Origin of the sequence: Streptococcus intermedius SK54 = ATCC 27335 (genome assembly GCF_000413475.1) — a bacterium.
In the GTDB taxonomy this organism is placed as follows: domain Bacteria; phylum Bacillota; class Bacilli; order Lactobacillales; family Streptococcaceae; genus Streptococcus; species Streptococcus intermedius.
The window spans coordinates 1-18753 of the sequence record NZ_ATFK01000001.1 but is presented as its reverse complement, the minus strand read 5'-3'; the positions used below and the strand labels follow the sequence as shown (position 1 = coordinate 18753).

Annotated in this window: 15 protein-coding genes, 2 tRNA genes and 3 rRNA genes; 1 reads left to right on the top strand and 19 read right to left on the bottom strand. The window is 42.1% G+C overall.

The window, feature by feature from the left end; genetic code table 11:
• Positions 1-39: 39 nt before the first annotated feature.
• From HMPREF1654_RS00100 to HMPREF1654_RS00035, 14 genes are all read right to left on the bottom strand, one after another.
• Positions 40-699, bottom strand: coding sequence for a VTT domain-containing protein (locus tag HMPREF1654_RS00100; protein ID WP_003078423.1), 660 nt, complete (start codon positions 697-699; stop codon positions 40-42).
• A 296-nt stretch (positions 700-995) separates the two neighbouring features.
• Positions 996-1766 (bottom strand): acetyl-CoA carboxylase carboxyl transferase subunit alpha, encoded by a 771-nt coding sequence (locus HMPREF1654_RS00095; RefSeq protein ID WP_003078303.1) that lies wholly within the window; start codon positions 1764-1766, stop codon positions 996-998.
• Positions 1763-2626 (bottom strand): acetyl-CoA carboxylase, carboxyltransferase subunit beta, encoded by an 864-nt coding sequence (gene accD / locus HMPREF1654_RS00090; RefSeq protein WP_003073868.1) that lies wholly within the window; start codon positions 2624-2626, stop codon positions 1763-1765. Before accD ends, HMPREF1654_RS00095 begins: the two co-directional genes overlap by 4 nt.
• Before the next feature lie 19 nt (positions 2627-2645).
• Positions 2646-4013 (bottom strand): acetyl-CoA carboxylase biotin carboxylase subunit, encoded by a 1368-nt coding sequence (gene accC, locus HMPREF1654_RS00085; protein ID WP_003073870.1) that lies wholly within the window; start codon positions 4011-4013, stop codon positions 2646-2648.
• Between the two features lie 15 nt (positions 4014-4028).
• On the bottom strand, positions 4029-4451 hold the full coding sequence (fabZ, locus tag HMPREF1654_RS00080; RefSeq protein ID WP_003070400.1) for a 3-hydroxyacyl-ACP dehydratase FabZ: 423 nt from the start codon (positions 4449-4451) through the stop codon (positions 4029-4031).
• Positions 4448-4900 (bottom strand): acetyl-CoA carboxylase biotin carboxyl carrier protein, encoded by a 453-nt coding sequence (locus tag HMPREF1654_RS00075; protein WP_408641158.1) that lies wholly within the window; start codon positions 4898-4900, stop codon positions 4448-4450. The genes fabZ and HMPREF1654_RS00075 overlap by 4 nt, the downstream gene beginning before the upstream one ends.
• A 27-nt stretch (positions 4901-4927) precedes the next feature.
• Positions 4928-6160, bottom strand: coding sequence for a beta-ketoacyl-ACP synthase II (fabF, locus tag HMPREF1654_RS00070; protein WP_003073872.1), 1233 nt, complete (start codon positions 6158-6160; stop codon positions 4928-4930).
• An 80-nt stretch (positions 6161-6240) separates the two neighbouring features.
• Complete coding sequence (gene fabG, locus HMPREF1654_RS00065) at positions 6241-6972, bottom strand: 3-oxoacyl-[acyl-carrier-protein] reductase (protein ID WP_014829579.1); 732 nt, start codon at positions 6970-6972, stop codon at positions 6241-6243.
• Positions 6962-7900, bottom strand: coding sequence for an ACP S-malonyltransferase (fabD, locus tag HMPREF1654_RS00060; RefSeq protein WP_003078293.1), 939 nt, complete (start codon positions 7898-7900; stop codon positions 6962-6964). The genes fabG and fabD overlap by 11 nt, the downstream gene beginning before the upstream one ends.
• The gene (gene fabK / locus HMPREF1654_RS00055; RefSeq protein WP_003078396.1) at positions 7893-8867 is read right to left on the bottom strand and encodes an enoyl-[acyl-carrier-protein] reductase FabK; all 975 of its coding nucleotides are present in this window, start codon (positions 8865-8867) and stop codon (positions 7893-7895) included. Before fabK ends, fabD begins: the two co-directional genes overlap by 8 nt.
• A 265-nt stretch (positions 8868-9132) precedes the next feature.
• The gene (locus HMPREF1654_RS00050; protein ID WP_003026017.1) at positions 9133-9357 is read right to left on the bottom strand and encodes an acyl carrier protein; all 225 of its coding nucleotides are present in this window, start codon (positions 9355-9357) and stop codon (positions 9133-9135) included.
• Positions 9358-9410: 53 nt separating this feature from the next.
• Positions 9411-10385 carry a beta-ketoacyl-ACP synthase III gene (locus tag HMPREF1654_RS00045; RefSeq protein WP_003078401.1) on the bottom strand — a complete coding sequence of 325 codons (975 nt, stop codon included), beginning with the start codon at positions 10383-10385 and terminating at the stop codon, positions 9411-9413.
• Positions 10385-10819 carry a fatty acid biosynthesis transcriptional regulator FabT gene (fabT, locus tag HMPREF1654_RS00040; protein ID WP_003073879.1) on the bottom strand — a complete coding sequence of 145 codons (435 nt, stop codon included), beginning with the start codon at positions 10817-10819 and terminating at the stop codon, positions 10385-10387. Before fabT ends, HMPREF1654_RS00045 begins: the two co-directional genes overlap by 1 nt.
• A gap of 90 nt (positions 10820-10909) precedes the next feature.
• On the bottom strand, positions 10910-11701 hold the full coding sequence (locus tag HMPREF1654_RS00035; RefSeq protein ID WP_003078403.1) for an enoyl-CoA hydratase: 792 nt from the start codon (positions 11699-11701) through the stop codon (positions 10910-10912).
• A 166-nt stretch (positions 11702-11867) separates the two neighbouring features.
• On the opposite strand from HMPREF1654_RS00035, the gene HMPREF1654_RS00030 reads away from it, so the two are divergent.
• A complete protein-coding gene (locus tag HMPREF1654_RS00030; protein WP_003078223.1) occupies positions 11868-13217 on the top strand; it encodes an aspartate kinase in 1350 nt (449 codons plus the stop codon).
• 283 nt (positions 13218-13500) lie between these two features.
• Here HMPREF1654_RS00030 and HMPREF1654_RS00025 read toward each other — a convergent pair.
• The 5 genes from HMPREF1654_RS00025 to HMPREF1654_RS00005 form a co-directional block, all read right to left on the bottom strand.
• Positions 13501-13574 (bottom strand) — tRNA-Asn (locus HMPREF1654_RS00025).
• 5 nt (positions 13575-13579) lie between these two features.
• Positions 13580-13695 (bottom strand): 5S ribosomal RNA (gene rrf, locus HMPREF1654_RS00020).
• 131 nt (positions 13696-13826) lie between these two features.
• Positions 13827-16727 (bottom strand): 23S ribosomal RNA (locus tag HMPREF1654_RS00015).
• Positions 16728-16868: 141 nt separating this feature from the next.
• A tRNA-Ala gene (locus tag HMPREF1654_RS00010) sits at positions 16869-16941 on the bottom strand.
• Positions 16942-16997: 56 nt separating this feature from the next.
• A 16S ribosomal RNA gene (locus HMPREF1654_RS00005) occupies positions 16998-18553 on the bottom strand.
• The 16S, 23S and 5S rRNA genes sit together here with 2 tRNA genes alongside, the layout of an rRNA operon.
• Positions 18554-18753 lie beyond the last annotated feature (200 nt).

The following is an 18753-nucleotide window of genomic DNA, read 5'->3' as shown; positions in this document are numbered from 1 at the left end:
ATAAAAACTCTGAGATTTTCATATCATCTCAGAGTTTTTTTATCGTTTCATTTGATTGTTTCTTTTTTTAATCAATGCACTTCGAACAATACTTATCACAGTTGGGAGTAAAGTGACAATGACAATTCCAAAAATAATGGCTGAAAAATGTGTTTTCACAAAGGGAATATTACCAAAAAGATAGCCGGCCCCTGTTGCAATTACAGACCAGGACACGGCAGCAAGGAAAGTCCGTTTCAAAAAAGAATGGATCGGAAATTGACTAATACCCGCTACAAAAGGAACAAAGGTACGAATAATGGGAATATAACGCCCTAAAATAATGGAAGTGGAACCATGCTTTTCAAAATAGGCTTCTGCTTCTTTGATATTTTCTTCTTTTATCAACTTACTAAAAAACTTATAATGTACAAAACGATATCCCAAAGTTCTACCAATAAAAAAATTACAGGTATCGCCCACAAAAGCCCCAACGAAAAATAGGAATATAAAAAGTAGGACGTTAAAATGCATTTCTGGATTGGCTGATAAGGCTCCTGCCGCAAAAAGTAAGCTATCTCCCGGCAAGAACGGAAAGACTACAGCAGCTGTTTCAATAAAAATGACCAAAAATAAAATCAGGTACGTCCAACCACCTACTGCATTGGCAATATTGTAAATATGCTCGTCAATATGCAAAATAAAATCAATAATAAACATCTCTTCTCCTTTTGTCTATTCTCTATTATATCAGAAAATGAAGCAGAAGAAACACATTCTGAAAATTAAAAGGAGTAAAATTAGAAACTAAAAGTTGTTCAACAGTCTGGAAGACCATCTAGATGGTAGATACAAATAGCGACGTTTTTGCCAAAAGTACTCTTCCAAACTTAGAAGTAATAGCCTTGAATCTGAATTCGTAAATTCTATCCACCTTCTCCAAGCAGTGCTTTAAACAATCAGCTACTATCACATTGGTTGATTTTGCAGTAGAAGACTTTCCTCCTCTTGTAGGTTTAATATTTTCTAAATCGTTGGTAACGTGTTTCTAAAAGCTGTTCAACTGATAACTGGGATAAGTTAGTTAATTCAGCAACTATTTCTTGCTTCACAGCGTCCAACAAATTTTGATTGTTCAGTCCCGCTTCTGGAATCACCTTGTCCACTATGCCCATCTCAAAAAGTTCATGAGAAGTAATTTTCATGAGTTCTGCAGCTTCCATGGCACGACTGCCATCTTTCCATAAAATCGAAGCAAAACCTTCTGGACTAAGTACTGCGTAAATCGAATTTTCTAGCATCCACACTCTATCTGCGACTGCTAAAGCAAGCGCACCACCAGATCCACCCTCACCGATAATAATAGCGATAATTGGTACCTTTAAATCACTCATTTCGAGCAAATTACGCGCAATCGCTTCTCCTTGGCCACGCTCTTCAGCTCCAACCCCTGGATAAGCACCAGCTGTATTAATAAACGTCACAATAGGACGACCAAACTTCTCTGCCTGCTTCATCAAACGAAGTGCCTTCCGATACCCTTCTGGATGAGGCTGACCAAAATTACGTTGTAAATTATCCTGTAAATTGCGTCCCTTTTGGATCCCAACAACAGTGATGGGCTGGCCATTCAAGATTCCAATACCACCAATTACTGCCCCGTCATCTCGGAAAGAGCGATCTCCATGCAATTCAATAAAATCTTCACAAATTCCTTGTGCAAAATCCAAAGCTGTCAATCGCGCCTGATCTCGTGCTTCTTTAATAATTCGAGTAATATTCGTCATTGTTTACCTCCATGGAAAGCAAGCAGTCTAGCAATGGTGGAACGCAATTCCAAGCGCTTGACAATGGCATCAACAAAACCATGCTCAAGCAGAAATTCTGCTTTTTGAAAATCGTCTGGCAATTTTTCGCGGACAGTGGTTTCAATCACTCGGCGACCTGCAAAGCCAATCAGCGCTTGAGTTTCAGCCAAGATGATGTCTCCCTCCATAGCAAATGAAGCCGTCACTCCACCTGTTGTTGGATCAGTTAAAACTGTCAAATAAAATAAACCAGCATTAGAATGACGCCTCACAGCTGCAGACACCTTAGCCATTTGCATCAAACTCATAATTCCTTCTTGCATGCGAGCACCACCAGAAGCTGTGAACAGCGTAACTGGCAACTGGTGTTCTGTTGCATATTCAAAAAGGCGGGTAATTTTCTCTCCAACAACTGTTCCCATAGAAGCCATGATAAAGTTTGAATCCATGATCCCCAAAGCAGTCGTTTGTCCGTCAATTGTTGCAATTCCTGTCAGTACTGCTTCATCCAAACCTGTTTTCGTGCGAATTTTTTTCAATTTTTCACGATAATTTGGAAAATCCAACGGATCTGTCGTTTCAATTCCGGTAAATAATTCCTCAAAGCTATTGGCATCTACTGTCAAATTGAGACGTTCAAAAGCTGAAATACGAAACGTATAACCACACTGTGGACAAATACGTTCACTCCCTAAATCTTTTTGGTAAATGATATGTTTACATCCTGGGCATTTTGAAAATAATTCATCGGGAAACTCAGGCTTTGCTTGAGGCACCTCACGACTTGAACGATTGGGATTGATACGAATATATTTATCCTTTTTAGAAAACAAAGCCATGATCTATATCTTTACTCCTCTAATTTTTCTTTTGATAAGCTGGTAAAAATTTCTCCATAAGAAAAGCTGTATCATAGTCTCCAGCGATGACATGTGAATCTGAAATCAAATCCAATTGAAATCTGCTATTTGTCACAACACCATCAATTTCTAATTCATAGAGTGCGCGTTGCATCTTCATTAATGCATCAAAACGATTTTCACCATGCACAATAATTTTGGCAATCATACTATCATAATAAGGTGGAATCGTATAACCTGGATAAACTGCTGAATCTACACGCAGCCCCACACCACCACTTGGCAAATAAAGATTGGAAATCTTTCCTGGACTTGGTGCAAAGTTGAAGGCAGGATTTTCAGCATTGATTCGGCATTCAATAGCGTGTCCCGTTATATGTATATCTTCTTGATTAAAAGCTAGCTCTTGCCCCGCAGCGATTTTTATCTGTTCCTTAACAATATCGATCCCTGTTACAAATTCTGTTATCGGATGTTCAACTTGAACTCGAGTATTCATTTCCATGAAATAAAATTCTCTTTTTCCTTCGTCAAACAAAAATTCAATCGTCCCTGCATTTTCATAGCCAACAGATTGAGCAGCTCGTACAGCAGCTTCACCAATTTGACAACGAAGGGTCTTACCAATTGCAACCGACGGGCTTTCTTCCAACACTTTTTGATTATTTCTTTGAAGCGAACAGTCGCGTTCACCTAAGTGAACGACATGACCATGTTGGTCAGCCAAAATTTGAACTTCAATATGCCGAGCTGGGTAAATAACCCGTTCCATGTACATAGCACCATTTCCGAAAGCTGCTTTGGCTTCAGTGGAAGCTGATTCAAAGGCGGCTACTAAATCTTCTGCCCTTTCAACCTTCCGAATACCTTTACCACCACCACCAGCGGAAGCTTTGAGCATGACTGGGTAGCCAATTTTTTCTGCAATCGCAAGTGCTTCTTCTGGCGTATGAACTTCACCGTCAGATCCTGGAATAACTGGAACATTTGCTTTAATCATCTGCGCACGCGCATTGATTTTATCACCCATTAAATCCATAACTGCTCCAGAAGGACCGATAAATTTAATCCCAACTTCCTCGCACATGGTCGCAAATTTAGAATTCTCACTCAAAAAGCCAAAACCAGGATGAATCGCCTCTGCCCCAGTCAAAACTGCCGCAGAAAGAACTGCATTCATATTAAGATAAGACTCCGTCGACTTCGCTGGACCAATGCAAACCGCCTCATCTGCCAATAAGGTATGAAGGGCCTCTTTGTCAGCTTTTGAATAAACTGCTACTGTCGTAATTCCTAATTCTCTGGCCGCTCGAATAATTCTAACCGCAATTTCCCCACGGTTGGCAATTAAAATCTTACGAAACATGGTGAAATCTCCTTTTTATTGTCCGAGTGCAAAAGTTAAAGTACCACTTGCTGCCAATTTCCCGTCAACTTCTGCTTTAGCTTCCACAACAGCAATTGTTCCACGACGTTTGACAAATTTAGCAGTCATGATAAGCTGGTCACCTGGAACAACTTGTCTCTTGAACTTGACCTTATCCATACCAGCATAAAAGACTAGCTTACCTTTGTTTTCTTCTTTAGACAATTCCAAGACACCAGCAGTCTGAGCCAAAGCTTCCATAATGAGAACGCCAGGCATAACAGGATACTGAGGAAAATGTCCGTTAAAGAAAGGCTCATTAATTGTCACATTTTTAAGAGCAACAATTTCATCTTCACTGACTTCCAAAACGCGATCTACCAAAAGCATCGGGTAGCGGTGAGGAAGTGCTTCTTTTATTGCATTGATATCAATCATTTAATGCGTACCAGCCCTTTCCCAAATTCAACCATTTCTTCATTTTGGACCAGAATTTCTGTAACCAGACCGTCTTTAGGTGATGGCACTTCGTTCATTACTTTCATAGCCTCAATAATCATCAAGGTCTGACCTTTTTTTACTTGATCACCAACTGATACAAACGGTGGCTTATCCGGACCAGCAGCTAAATAAGCTACCCCAACCAAAGGACTTTCTACAACATCACCTTCAGCTGTTGGCGCTTCTGGACTAACCGTTTCCTCTACAATCGAAGCAGTAGTTGACTGAGCAACTTCTACTGGTGAGACAAGATTGGTCTTCGCTGTTGACTCTTCTGAAGGCTGAGTACCTGATTCAAATGGTTTATCATTCTTGCTAAACGTTAATTCATCACTTTGATTTTTATAAGAAAATTCGCGTAAACTTGATTGGTCAAATTGAGCCATCAAATCTTTGATTTCATTGATATTCATTTAAGCCTCCCAGCGCTTGAATGCAAGAACCGCATTATGCCCACCAAAACCAAAAGTGTTTGAGATAGCATAAGGAATATCATACTCTTTCCCTTGACCATAGATAACATTTGCCTCCATGTAGTCTGAGAGTTCTTGTGTTCCCGCAGTCATTGGTACAAAGCTATGACGCATCGCTTCAATAGTTGCAATAGCTTCAACAGCTCCAGCTGCTCCAAGTAAATGACCTGTAAAGGACTTTGTGGAAGAAACTGGCACTTCTTTTCCTAAAACAGCGACAATTGCCTGGCTTTCACCTTTTTCATTAGCTTGTGTAGAAGTTCCATGAGCATTCACATAAGCAATATCTGAAGGGTGAATTTCAGCTTCCTCAAGCGCCATTTTCATCGCCTTAATCGCACCAGCTCCTTCTGGATGTGGGGAGGTCATATGATAAGCATCACAAGTATTACCATAACCAACAATTTCTGCTAAAATCGTTGCTCCACGTTTTTCAGCGTGTTCCAAACTTTCCAGCACCAACATACCTGAACCTTCCCCCATAACAAATCCATTCCGATCTTTATCAAAGGGAATAGAGGCACGAGTTGGATCTTCAGTTGTAGATAAAGCTGTCAAAGCTTGGAAACCAGCGATAGCAAATGGTGTAATGGAAGATTCCGAACCTCCAACTAACATGACATCTTGGAAACCAAATTTAATAGAACGGAAAGCATCGCCAATCGCATCATTGGATGAAGCACACGCCGTATTAATAGATTTACAAACTCCATTTGCACCAAAGCGCATCGCAACATTTCCCGCCGCCATATTCGGTAAAGCTTTTGGTAGCGTCATTGGTTTAACACGTCTTGGACCTTTTGCATGCAAACGAAGAACCTGATCTTCAATTTCTTTAATTCCCCCAATTCCTGATGCCACAATGACACCAAAACGATCACGATTGATTGTTTCAACATCTAATTTAGCAGCATTTATAGCTTCTTGGGAAGCATAAAGAGCATAAAGGGAATAATCATCAAATCGATTAGTATCTTTTTTAATGAAATATTTATCAAAAGGAAAATCCTGAATTTCTGCAGCATTGTGAACTGCAAAATCACTATTATCAAACTTTGTGATTGGTCCAATTCCAATCTTTCCTTCTTTCAAACTATTCCAAAATTCTTCAGGTGTGTTCCCAATGGGAGAAGTCAAGCCATACCCTGTTACAACAACTCGATTTAGTTTCATATCGAACTCCTTTATTCTGATTTATAGCTAAGAAAAATATCTCTTCAAAACTTTCTGTTTTTGTCCAACTTAATTTATCATTACATGGCTAAGCCACCATCAATAGCAATAACTTGTCCTGTTAAATACTCTTGACGGGCTAGAAAGGTCGCCACTTCTGCCACTTCGCTGGTATTACCAAAGCGCTTCATTGGAATCTGAGCCAGTGTAGCTTCTTTTACTTTATCAGACAAAACATCAGTCATATCCGACTCAATCATGCCTGGTGCAATAGCATTTACTCGTACATTACGAGCTGCTACCTCACGCGCTACAGATTTAGTGAAACCAATAAGCCCTGCTTTAGAAGCTGCATAATTTGCTTGACCAACATTCCCAATCAAGCCGACAACACTAGATACATTGATAATAGCACCCTGACGAGCTTTTGTCATTGGCTTCAAAACCGCTTGCGTCATATTAAAAGCACCAACAAGATTCACTTTCAAAACCTGTTCAAAATCTTCCTCAGTTAATTTCAACATAAGTTTATCTTTTGTGATACCAGCATTATTGACCAGAATATCCACGCTTCCAAGTTTTTCAATAGCTTCCTCTACCATTCGCTTAGCATCTGTACTATCTGATACGTCACCAGATATCGGAATCACTTGAACTCCATAATCTGAAAATTCAGAAATGAGCTCCTCACCAATCTCACGGCGACCATTTAAAACAATGTTGGCACCTAAGCTTGCAAACTTATGAGCCATTGCAAGTCCAATGCCACGTGTTGAACCAGTTATAAAAATATTTTTTCCTTTAAGTTCCATACCTATTCCTTTTTTCTAGAAGAGCAGTCAAGCTCTTCGCGTCTTCTACTTGATAAACATTAGCTGTCTTATCAATTTTTTTCATAAAACCAGACAAAACTTTTCCAGGACCAATCTCGATAAACTTTGTTACACCAGTTTCTTGCATTCTGGCAATGCTGTCATAAAAACGAACCGGCTCCATCACCTGACGGGTTAATAGCTCTTTTATCCGTTCTTTTTCCATGACAGCAGCTTCTGTATTTCCTACCAAAGGGAGTTTAAAATCAGTAAATTCGACTGTTGCTAAAACTTTTGACAATTTATCACTAGCTGGCTTTAACAAAGCTGTATGAAATGGGCCAGAAACTTTGAGTGGAATCAAACGTTTCACGCCAGCTTCTTTTAACAATTCCACAGCTTTGTCAACCGCTTTAACTTCACCGCCAATAACAATCTGGTTAGGTGTATTGTAGTTTGCTGGTGATACAATTCCCAGCTGACTAGCCTCTTGACAGGCCGTTTCAATCGTAGCTAAATCAGCATTTAAAACCGCAACCATTTTACCAGAGCCAGCAGGAGCTGCCTCCTCCATAAAAACACCACGCTTTGCCACCAAAGCAACCGCCGTTGTAAACTCCAAAGCACCAGCGGCTACCATAGCAGAGTATTCTCCAAGAGAAAGACCTGCTACTATGGCAGCTTGTATTCCTTCCTCCTGCAATAACCGATAGATAGCAACCGAAGTCGTCAAAATCGCTGGCTGAGTATACCGTGTCTGATTGAGTTTTTCTTCCTCACGATCAATTAAATTTCTTATATCATAACCTAACACTTGGCTTGCTTCATCATAGGTTGCTCGCACTACATTGTACTGATCATAAAGGTCACGAGCCATTCCCAAATACTGAGCTCCCTGACCTGCAAATAGAAAGGCTGTTTTAGTCATTTCTAGTTACTCCTGCCCAACGGCTAGCCTCTTTTTGGATTACCTCTGCTGCACCGTAGTATATATCCTTCAAAATTTCTTCAACTGTCTCTTCTTTGCTAACAAGCCCCGCAATTTGTCCTGACATGACAGAACCATGTTCAACATCACCCCGAACAACTGCATTTGCCAGAGCACCCGCGCCTAAATTCTCAAAAACAGATAAGTCTGGATTTTCTTGCTTAAACGCATCCTTTTCTGCTTGATCAAATTCTCTAGTTAGTTTATTTTTTAAAGCTCGTACCGCATGACCAAAATGTTGAGCAGAAATGGTTGTATCAATATCCCGAGCCTTCAGAATCATATTTTTATAATTTTGATGCGCATTTGACTCTTTTGCAACAACGAAACGCGTTCCTACTTGAACAGCTTCCGCACCAAGCATAAAGCCCGCAGCAGCACCATGGCCATCGGCAATCCCTCCTGCTGCAATCACAGGGATATCAATCGCTTCAACAACTTGACGAACTAAGGTCATTGTAGTCAATTTTCCGATATGACCTCCTGCTTCCATCCCTTCAGCAATAACTGCATCTGCGCCAATCTTTTCCATTCGCTTAGCCAATGCTACACTAGGTACTACCGGAATGACTGTAATACCTGCATCATGGAAACGAGTCATATATTTACTTGGATTTCCAGCACCAGTCGTTACTACTTTAACACCTTCTTCAATCACCAAGTTAACAATATCTTCCACAAAAGGAGACAAAAGCATAATATTGACACCAAAAGGCTTGTCTGTCAATGATTTTATCTTATCAATATTAGCTTTAACTACTTCTTTTGGTGCATTACCAGCTCCAATAATTCCAAGACCTCCAGCTTTAGAAACTGCACCAGCCAAGTCACCATCAGCAACCCAGGCCATCCCCCCCTGGAAAATAGGATATTTTATATTCAACAATTCTGTAACACGTGTTTCCATAATACCTTCCCTTCATATTGCTTAAGTAATGGCTCAATTACTTCAATCTAAGTATTTGTATACTTTGAAAGTCAAACTATTACCTAAACAAGAGGGAGTGAAACATATCATCTAACCATAGATTTTATTGTTTCACCCCAGCAAAAATGACTGTCTATTGATCTTTTCTCAAAAGAAAATCGGTTATACAGCCCACTTTTACTGCCTACCTCAATACCTTTTTCAAAAGAGGGCGAGAATCTTATCTCAGCCCCGTTTCAACTTTTTATTTTGTTTTTTCTTCAACATAGGCAACTAAGTCACCAACTGTGTTCAATCCTTCTTCGGTTTCAATTTGAATATCGAATGCATCTTCAATTTCTGAGATAACTTGGAACAAATCCAATGAATCTGCGTCAAGGTCATCAAAAGTTGACTCAAGAGTAACTTCTGAAGGTTCCTTGCCAAGTTCTTCTACAATAATTTCTTGTACTTTTTCAAATACTGCCATGATAGACTCCTTTAAAAATAAATATTTATATTCATGTGATTACCACATAATAACTAAATTGTAACAATAAGTGTGCCCCATGTCAAACCTCCACCGAAGCCTGACAGCAAAACTGTTTGGCTGCCATCTAGGTGAATCAGCCCCTTTTCAACACACTCGGATAAAAGAATTGGAATGCTTGCTGCACTCGTATTCCCGTATTCCATCATATTTGCAGGGAGTTTTTCCCTTGCTACACCAATCTTCTTCGCCATTTTATCTAAAATGCGAATATTGGCCTGGTGCAGTAATAGATAGTCAATATCCTCAGCTTGAACACCACTAGATTCAATCGTATTTTTAATAGATTCTGACACATCTCGAATAGCAAAATCAAAAATTTTACGACCTTCCATCGTCAGATAAGGTGCTGCTGTTTCCTTTTCAGAATAGGGTGAAGATAAACCAATTCTACCACAAGTCAAGCTATCGCCACGAGAACCGTCTGTATATTGATGCTCAGCTAAAAAACGCTGCTGCTCTGCATTCTCTAGTAAAACTCCACCAGCACCATCACCAAAAAGAACCGCAGTTGATCGATCAGACCAGTCAAGGACTTTTGATAAAGTTTCACTTCCTATAACAAGGCCTTTTTGATAACGACCTGAGGAAATTAACTTCTCAGCCATCGACAGGGCAAAAATAAAGCCGCTACAAGCTGCTGTCAAATCAAATGCAAAGGCATGATGGGCACCAATATTTGCTTGAACTCGTGCAGCCGTTGAAGGCATCATAGAGTCTGGGGTAATAGTTGCCACAATGATAAAGTCTAGTGCATCTGCAGTTATCTTCGCCTTTTTCAACAATTGATTTGCCACTTTAGTAGCCAAATCACTCGTTGACTCCGTTCGTGACAGATGACGACGCTTTATTCCCGTTCGACTTGAAATCCATTCATCGCTCGTATCCATGATTTTTGCCAAATCATCATTTGTAACCACCTGACTCGGAGCATAATGAGCAACTTGACTAATTTTAGCATAGTTCATTATTTCAAATCCTCTAGAAAATGATACAGATTATTTAAACCCTTCCCCATGACCTTCATCTCTTCTGCATCCATTCCTTCAATGATTCTCTCAACCATTCTCTTGTGGAATCTTCTATGCAAACGATAAATTAGGCGACCATTTTTTGTCAAATTTAGATGAACTACACGACGATCAACTTCTGAACGTGTCCGTTCAATATAACCTTTTCTTTCAAGGTTATTCAAGCTAGTCGTTACGGTTCCTAGTGTAACCATCAATTCCCTTGCAACACTACTGGGAGTCGCATCGGGATTTTTTCCAACAACATCAATCGTGTGCATTTCTTTGATAGAGATATCCTTGAAGCGACTGCCTCGCAAACTAGATTCTTCAATAACCAATACATTATTGAAAATAGATGTTAAATAATCATTGACCAATTGGTAATCCAAAAATCTATCCTCCTCTAACAAAAACTTTTACTATCAAAACATTTGACTAAAAAAGTATATCAGATATCAAAATAAATTGCAACTACTTTTTTACTTCCCAGAAAATTTTGGTCGACGCTTTTCAGCATAAGCCCGAACCCCTTCTTTGAAATCCTCTGTGAAAGCTAAAGTTTTCTGCAAATGCAGTTCGAGTTTTGCATACTCTTCCCAACCAGTAAATAAACTCTTCCATACTAATTCTTTAATAGCCCGATAAGAGTTGAGTGAATGGCGTTTTAACTTTTTAATCAACTGGTTCGTGGTAATTTCTAACTTTTCAGCCTCACAAACTTTATATAAAAGTCCATAATTTAAAGCTTTTTCAGCATTTAATGGCTCACCCGTCATTGCTAATTGTGTCGCTCTCGTTACACCAATCGCTCTTGCAAGTAAATACAATCCTCCCGCATCTGGAGCAAGACCAACTCCCACAAAAGCTTGAATAAAGCGAGAACGATCTGTTGCAATGCAGAAATCCGCAGCTATCACCATATTAGCTGCCGCACCAGCAACTGGTCCATCTACACTCATTATAATTGGTTTAGGCATTCGCTTCATTTCGTAAGAAATTTCATTTACTAACTCAGCTATTTTTACCAACGATTGAATATCATCCGCTTCTACTGCACGTTGCATTTCTGCCAAATCGCCTCCAACAGAAAAGACTTTCCCATTTGCATTGATAAGCAGTATTTGAATTGATTCATCTTCAGAAACCATTTTTATCGTCGTTAAAATTTCTTCACACATGGGAATATTAAATCCATTGGAAACCTCTGGGCGATTTAAAGTTAATGTTGCAACACCATCATTGACACTATATAAAATATTTCCAAATTGCATTAACTTGCCTCCGATAATCATTTTCTTTGTCAATTAAATTATTTGACTGTCAAATAATTTATAATATTCTAACATAAATTCTTTTCTTTAGCAAGTAAGCCCCAACAAATTTGAAAAGATTTCAGAATTTTGCTATAATTTAAACAATCAGCCAATAGGAGAGGTTATGAAAGTTGTTAAATTTGGAGGAAGCTCACTTGCCTCCGCTGCCCAATTAGCAAAAGTATTACAGATTATCAAAGAAGATTCTGAACGGCGTTTTGTGATTGTATCTGCTCCTGGAAAACGAAGCGCGCAAGATACAAAGGTAACAGATGCCCTCATTAAATATTATCGAGACTATGTTGCTGGTAATGACGTAACAAAACATCAACAATGGATTATTCAGCGCTATCAAGACATGGCGCTAGAACTGGAGCTCAAGCCAAATATTCTAGAAAGAATTTCAAAAAGTATCCAAAAGCTCGCAAGCCTTCCTATCGAAAATAATAAATTCTTGTATGATACTTTTCTTGCTGCAGGTGAAAATAATAATGCGAAACTTATTGCAGCCTATTTCTCCCAAAATGGCATAAATGCACGCTATGTTCATCCCAGAGAAGCTGGGCTCATTGTATCCAGCGAACCAGGAAATGCACGACTCCTCCCCTCTAGTTATGATAAAATTGAGGAATTAAATGAATCCGATGAAGTATTGATTATACCAGGATTTTTCGGAGTAACAAAAGACAACCAGATTTGTACTTTTTCGCGTGGTGGATCAGATATTACTGGCTCCATTATTGCCGCAGGAATAAAAGCTGATCTCTATGAAAATTTCACAGATGTTGATGGTATTTTTGCAGCTCATCCTGGTATTATTCACAAGCCACATTCCATTCCAGAATTAACCTATCGTGAAATGCGTGAATTAGCTTATGCAGGTTTTACTGTATTACATGACGAAGCACTCATTCCAGCTTACCGTGGAAAAATTCCACTCGTTATTAAAAATACAAATAACCCTACTCATCCTGGTACGACAATTGTTTTAAAGCATAGCAACGGGGATATTCCTGTGGTAGGTATCGCTGCAGATGCCCATTTCACCAGCATCAATATGTCTAAATACCTCATGAACCGTGAAATAGGTTTTGGTCGAAAGGTTCTGCAAATCTTAGAAGACCTAAATATCCGTTGGGAGCACATGCCTACTGGTATTGACGATCTCTCCATCATCCTTCGAGATCGTGAGTTGACCCCCATTAAAGAAGAGGAGATTCTTCGCCAATTAAGACAAAAATTAGAGGTCGACCACGCAGAAATTGAACATGATCTTTCAATCATTATGATTGTCGGCGAAAAAATGAAAAGCCACATTGGTTTGACCGCTACCGCTACAAAAGCATTATCAGATAATCACATTAATATCCAAATGATTTCACAAGGATCTAGTGAAGTTTCTATCATGATTGTCATTAATTCCGAACAAGAAAAAGCTGCTATTAAAGCATTATACAAAGCATTTTTTACATAAGAACTTGACAGAAAGATTTCTCGGTCAAATCTCACATTCTAAGCACCCGCACAACGAAATGCTTAGGTCACTTAGGTCAGAGCTATACCTTCCTATTATCAGCCAGTGTTTAAGACGCTGGCTTTTAGTCTGTCAAATTCTGCTTCTGACGTATTGCCAACTTCATATTTTATTTTGCAGTATGCTTCAAAAAAAAACTAAATAAACCAACCCTCAAAAGTTAAACGTTTGGGAATCGGTTTATTTAGTTACTATTGATTCTAGTGATTCAATTTATATACAACTCCGGCAGTAGGACTCGAACCTACGACATCATGATTAACAGTCATGCGCTACTACCAACTGAGCTATGCCGGATCAATGCTAAGCGACTACCATATCTGACAGGGGGCAACCCCCAACTACTTCCGGCGTTCTAGGGCTTAACTACTGTGTTCGGCATGGGTACAGGTGTATCTCCTAGGCTATCGTCACTTAACTGCTGAGTATGTAACACACTCAAAATTGAATAACTTCTCAAATCTTCTCAAGATCATCCCTTCTACGCTGATTCTCAATGAAATCGTACTCAAGCTCAACCCTTACTGGTTTCGCCTTCATTACTTCTTTTTGGATAAGTCCTCGAGCTATTAGTATTAGTCCGCTCCATTGCTCACACAACTTCCACTCCTAACCTATCTACCTGATCTTCTCTCAGGGCTCTTACTGATATAAAATCATGGGAAATCTCATCTTGAGGTGGGTTTCACACTTAGATGCTTTCAGCGTTTATCCCTTCCCTACATAGCTACCCAGCGATGCTCTTGGCAGAACAACTGGTACACCAGCGGTAAGTCCACTCTGGTCCTCTCGTACTAGGAGCAGATCCTCTCAAATTTCCTTCGCCCGCGACGGATAGGGACCGAACTGTCTCACGACGTTCTGAACCCAGCTCGCGTGCCGCTTTAATGGGCGAACAGCCCAACCCTTGGGACCGACTACAGCCCCAGGATGCGACGAGCCGACATCGAGGTGCCAAACCTCCCCGTCGATGTGAACTCTTGGGGGAGATAAGCCTGTTATCCCCAGGGTAGCTTTTATCCGTTGAGCGATGGCCCTTCCATACGGTACCACCGGATCACTAAGCCCGACTTTCGTCCCTGCTCGAGTTGTAGCTCTCGCAGTCAAGCTCCCTTATACCTTTACACTCTGCGATTGATTTCCAACCAATCTGAGGGAACCTTTGGGCGCCTCCGTTACTCTTTAGGAGGCGACCGCCCCAGTCAAACTGCCCGTCAGACACTGTCTCCGTAGATGATAAACCTACCGGGTTAGAGTGGCCATAACACAAGGGTAGTATCCCAACATCGCCTCCATCGAAACTGGCGTCCCGATCTCATTGGCTCCTACCTATCCTGTACATGTGGCACAGACACTCAATATCAAACTGCAGTAAAGCTCCATGGGGTCTTTCCGTCCTGTCGCGGGTAACCTGCATCTTCACAGGTACTAAAATTTCACCGAGTCTCTCGTTGAGACAGTGCCCAAATCATTACGCCTTTCGTGCGGGTCGGAACTTACCCGACAAGGAATTTCGCTACCTTAGGACCGTTATAGTTACGGCCGCCGTTTACTGGGGCTTCAATTCATACCTTCGCTTACGCTAAGCACTCCTCTTAACCTTCCAGCACCGGGCAGGCGTCACCCCCTATACATCATCTTACGATTTAGCAGAGAGCTGTGTTTTTGATAAACAGTTGCTTGGGCCTATTCACTGCGGCTGACCTAAATCAGCACCCCTTCTCCCGAAGTTACGGGGTCATTTTGCCGAGTTCCTTAACGAGAGTTCTCTCGCTCACCTGAGGCTACTCGCCTCGACTACCTGTGTCGGTTTGCGGTACGGGTAGAGTATAAATTATCGCTAGAAGCTTTTCTTGGCAGGGTGACATCACTCACTTCGCTACTAAACTTCGCTCCCCATCACAGCTCAATGTTAGAGATATAAGCATTTGACTCATATCACACCTTACTGCTTAGACGTGCTCTTCCATTCGCACGCTTGAGTTAGCCTTCTGCGTCCCTCCTTCACTCTATACTCTAGTACAGGAATCTCTACCTGTTGGCCATCGGATACACCTTTCGGTCTCTCCTTAGGTCCCGACTAACCCAGGGCGGACGAGCCTTCCCCTGGAAACCTTAGTCTTACGGTGGACAGGATTCTCACCTGTCTTGCGCTACTCATACCGGCATTCTCACTTCTATGCGTTCCAGTGCTCCTTGCGGTACACCTTCTCCACACATAGAACGCTCTCCTACCATACCTATAAAGGTATCCACAGCTTCGGTAAATTGTTTTAGCCCCGGTACATTTTCGGCGCAGGGTCACTCGACTAGTGAGCTATTACGCACTCTTTGAATGAATAGCTGCTTCTAAGCTAACATCCTAGTTGTCTGTGCAACCCCACATCCTTTTCCACTTAACAATTATTTTGGGACCTTAGCTGGTGGTCTGGGCTGTTTCCCTTTCGACTACGGATCTTAGCACTCGCAGTCTGACTGCCGACCATAATTCATTGGCATTCGGAGTTTATCTGAGATTGGTAATCCGGGATGGACCCCTCACCCAAACAGTGCTCTACCTCCAAGAATCTTTCTGTCGACGCTAGCCCTAAAGCTATTTCGGAGAGAACCAGCTATCTCCAAGTTCGTTTGGAATTTCTCCGCTACCCACAAGTCATCCAAGCACTTTTCAACGTGCCCTGGTGCGGTCCTCCAGTGAGTTTTACCTCACCTTCAACCTGCTCATGGGTAGGTCACATGGTTTCGGGTCTACAACATGATACTAAAACGCCCTATTCAGACTCGGTTTCCCTACGGCTCCGTCTCTTCAACTTAACCTCGCATCATATCGTAACTCGCCGGTTCATTCTACAAAAGGCACGCTCTCACCCATTAACGGGCTCGAACTTGTTGTAGGCACACGGTTTCAGGTTCTCTTTCACTCCCCTCCCGGGGTGCTTTTCACCTTTCCCTCACGGTACTGGTTCACTATCGGTCACTAGGGAGTATTTAGGGTTAGGAGATGGTCCTCCCAGATTCCGACGGGATTCCTCGTGTCCCGCCGTACTCAGGATACTGCTAGGTACAGAATCTATTTTAAATACGAGGCTCTTACTCTCTTTGGCTGATTTTCCCAAATCATTCTTCTATAAATTCTGAGTCCACATTGCAGTCCTACAACCCCGAAGAGTAAACTCTTCGGTTTGCCCTTCTGCCCTTTCGCTCGCCGCTACTCAGGCAATCGCTTTTGCTTTCTCTTCCTGCAGCTACTTAGATGTTTCAGTTCACTGCGTCTTCCTCCTCATTCCCTTAACAGAAATGGGTAACAGGCATCAACCTGCTGGGTTCCCCCATTCGGACATCCCTGGATCAACGCTTACTTACAGCTCCCCAAGGCATTTCGTCGTTTGTCACGTCCTTCTTCGGCTCCTAGTGCCAAGGCATCCACCGTGCGCCCTTACTAACTTAACCTTATTTTGACCTTTCAGTCATAAACTCATTAATATTCACAGCGTTTTCGGTTTATTTTCTTGTTACTATTTGATATCGTTATTCAATTTTCAATGTGCTACTTTAGGATATCATCAACTAAAGGTGAATTCCATATCCTAATGGAGCCTAGCGGGATCGAACCGCTGACCTCCTGCGTGCAAAGCAGGCGCTCTCCCAGCTGAGCTAAGGCCCCACAAGACCTCTCAAAACTAAACAAAACGAACTCAATGTCTTCCGTATTTTCCTTAGAAAGGAGGTGATCCAGCCGCACCTTCCGATACGGCTACCTTGTTACGACTTCACCCCAATCATCTATCCCACCTTAGGCGGCTGGCTCCTTACGGTTACCTCACCGACTTCGGGTGTTACAAACTCTCGTGGTGTGACGGGCGGTGTGTACAAGGCCCGGGAACGTATTCACCGCGGCGTGCTGATCCGCGATTACTAGCGATTCCGACTTCATGTAGGCGAGTTGCAGCCTACAATCCGAACTGAGACTGGCTTTCAGAGATTAGCTTGCCGTCACCGGCTTGCGACTCGTTGTACCAGCCATTGTAGCACGTGTGTAGCCCAGGTCATAAGGGGCATGATGATTTGACGTCATCCCCACCTTCCTCCGGTTTATTACCGGCAGTCTCGCTAGAGTGCCCAACTGAATGATGGCAACTAACAATAAGGGTTGCGCTCGTTGCGGGACTTAACCCAACATCTCACGACACGAGCTGACGACAACCATGCACCACCTGTCACCGATGTACCGAAGTAAAGCTCTATCTCTAGAGCGGGCATCGGGATGTCAAGACCTGGTAAGGTTCTTCGCGTTGCTTCGAATTAAACCACATGCTCCACCGCTTGTGCGGGCCCCCGTCAATTCCTTTGAGTTTCAACCTTGCGGTCGTACTCCCCAGGCGGAGTGCTTAATGCGTTAGCTGCGGCACTAAGTCCCGGAAAGGACCTAACACCTAGCACTCATCGTTTACGGCGTGGACTACCAGGGTATCTAATCCTGTTCGCTCCCCACGCTTTCGAGCCTCAGCGTCAGTTACAGACCAGAGAGCCGCTTTCGCCACCGGTGTTCCTCCATATATCTACGCATTTCACCGCTACACATGGAATTCCACTCTCCCCTTCTGCACTCAAGTTAAACAGTTTCCAAAGCCTACAATGGTTGAGCCACTGCCTTTAACTTCAGACTTATCTAACCGCCTGCGCTCGCTTTACGCCCAATAAATCCGGACAACGCTCGGGACCTACGTATTACCGCGGCTGCTGGCACGTAGTTAGCCGTCCCTTTCTGGTTAAGTACCGTCACAGTATGAACTTTCCATTCTCACACTCGTTCTTCCTTAACAACAGAGCTTTACGATCCGAAAACCTTCTTCACTCACGCGGCGTTGCTCGGTCAGGGTTCCCCCCATTGCCGAAGATTCCCTACTGCTGCCTCCCGTAGGAGTCTGGGCCGTGTCTCAGTCCCAGTGTGGCCGATCACCCTCTCAGGTCGGCTATGTATCGTCGCCTAGGTGAGCCGTTACCTCACCTACTAGCTAATACAACGCAGGTCCATCTGGTAGTGATGCATTTGCACCTTTTAAACATCTACCATGCAGTAAATGTTCTTATGCGGTATTAGCTATCGTTTCCAATAGTTATCCCCCGCTACCAGGCAGGTTACCTACGCGTTACTCACCCGTTCGCAACTCACAGAATACGGTGTAGTAAACTACGGTGCATCCTGTGCGTTCTACTTGCATGTATTAGGCACGCCGCCAGCGTTCGTCCTGAGCCAGGATCAAACTCTCATTTATAGTTTGAGTCTTCACTCATTTCTGTCACTGACAGATTTATTTGCTTATGTTTGACTGACTGTCTCTCAACAGTCGCCTGCACATTGGTTCGTCTTGTTCAGTTTTCAAAGGTCTTTATCGCCATTCAAGCGACAACTATCTTAGTATATCACCTACTACTCTTCTTGTCAATACCTTTTTTCATCTTTTTTTCTAACGCT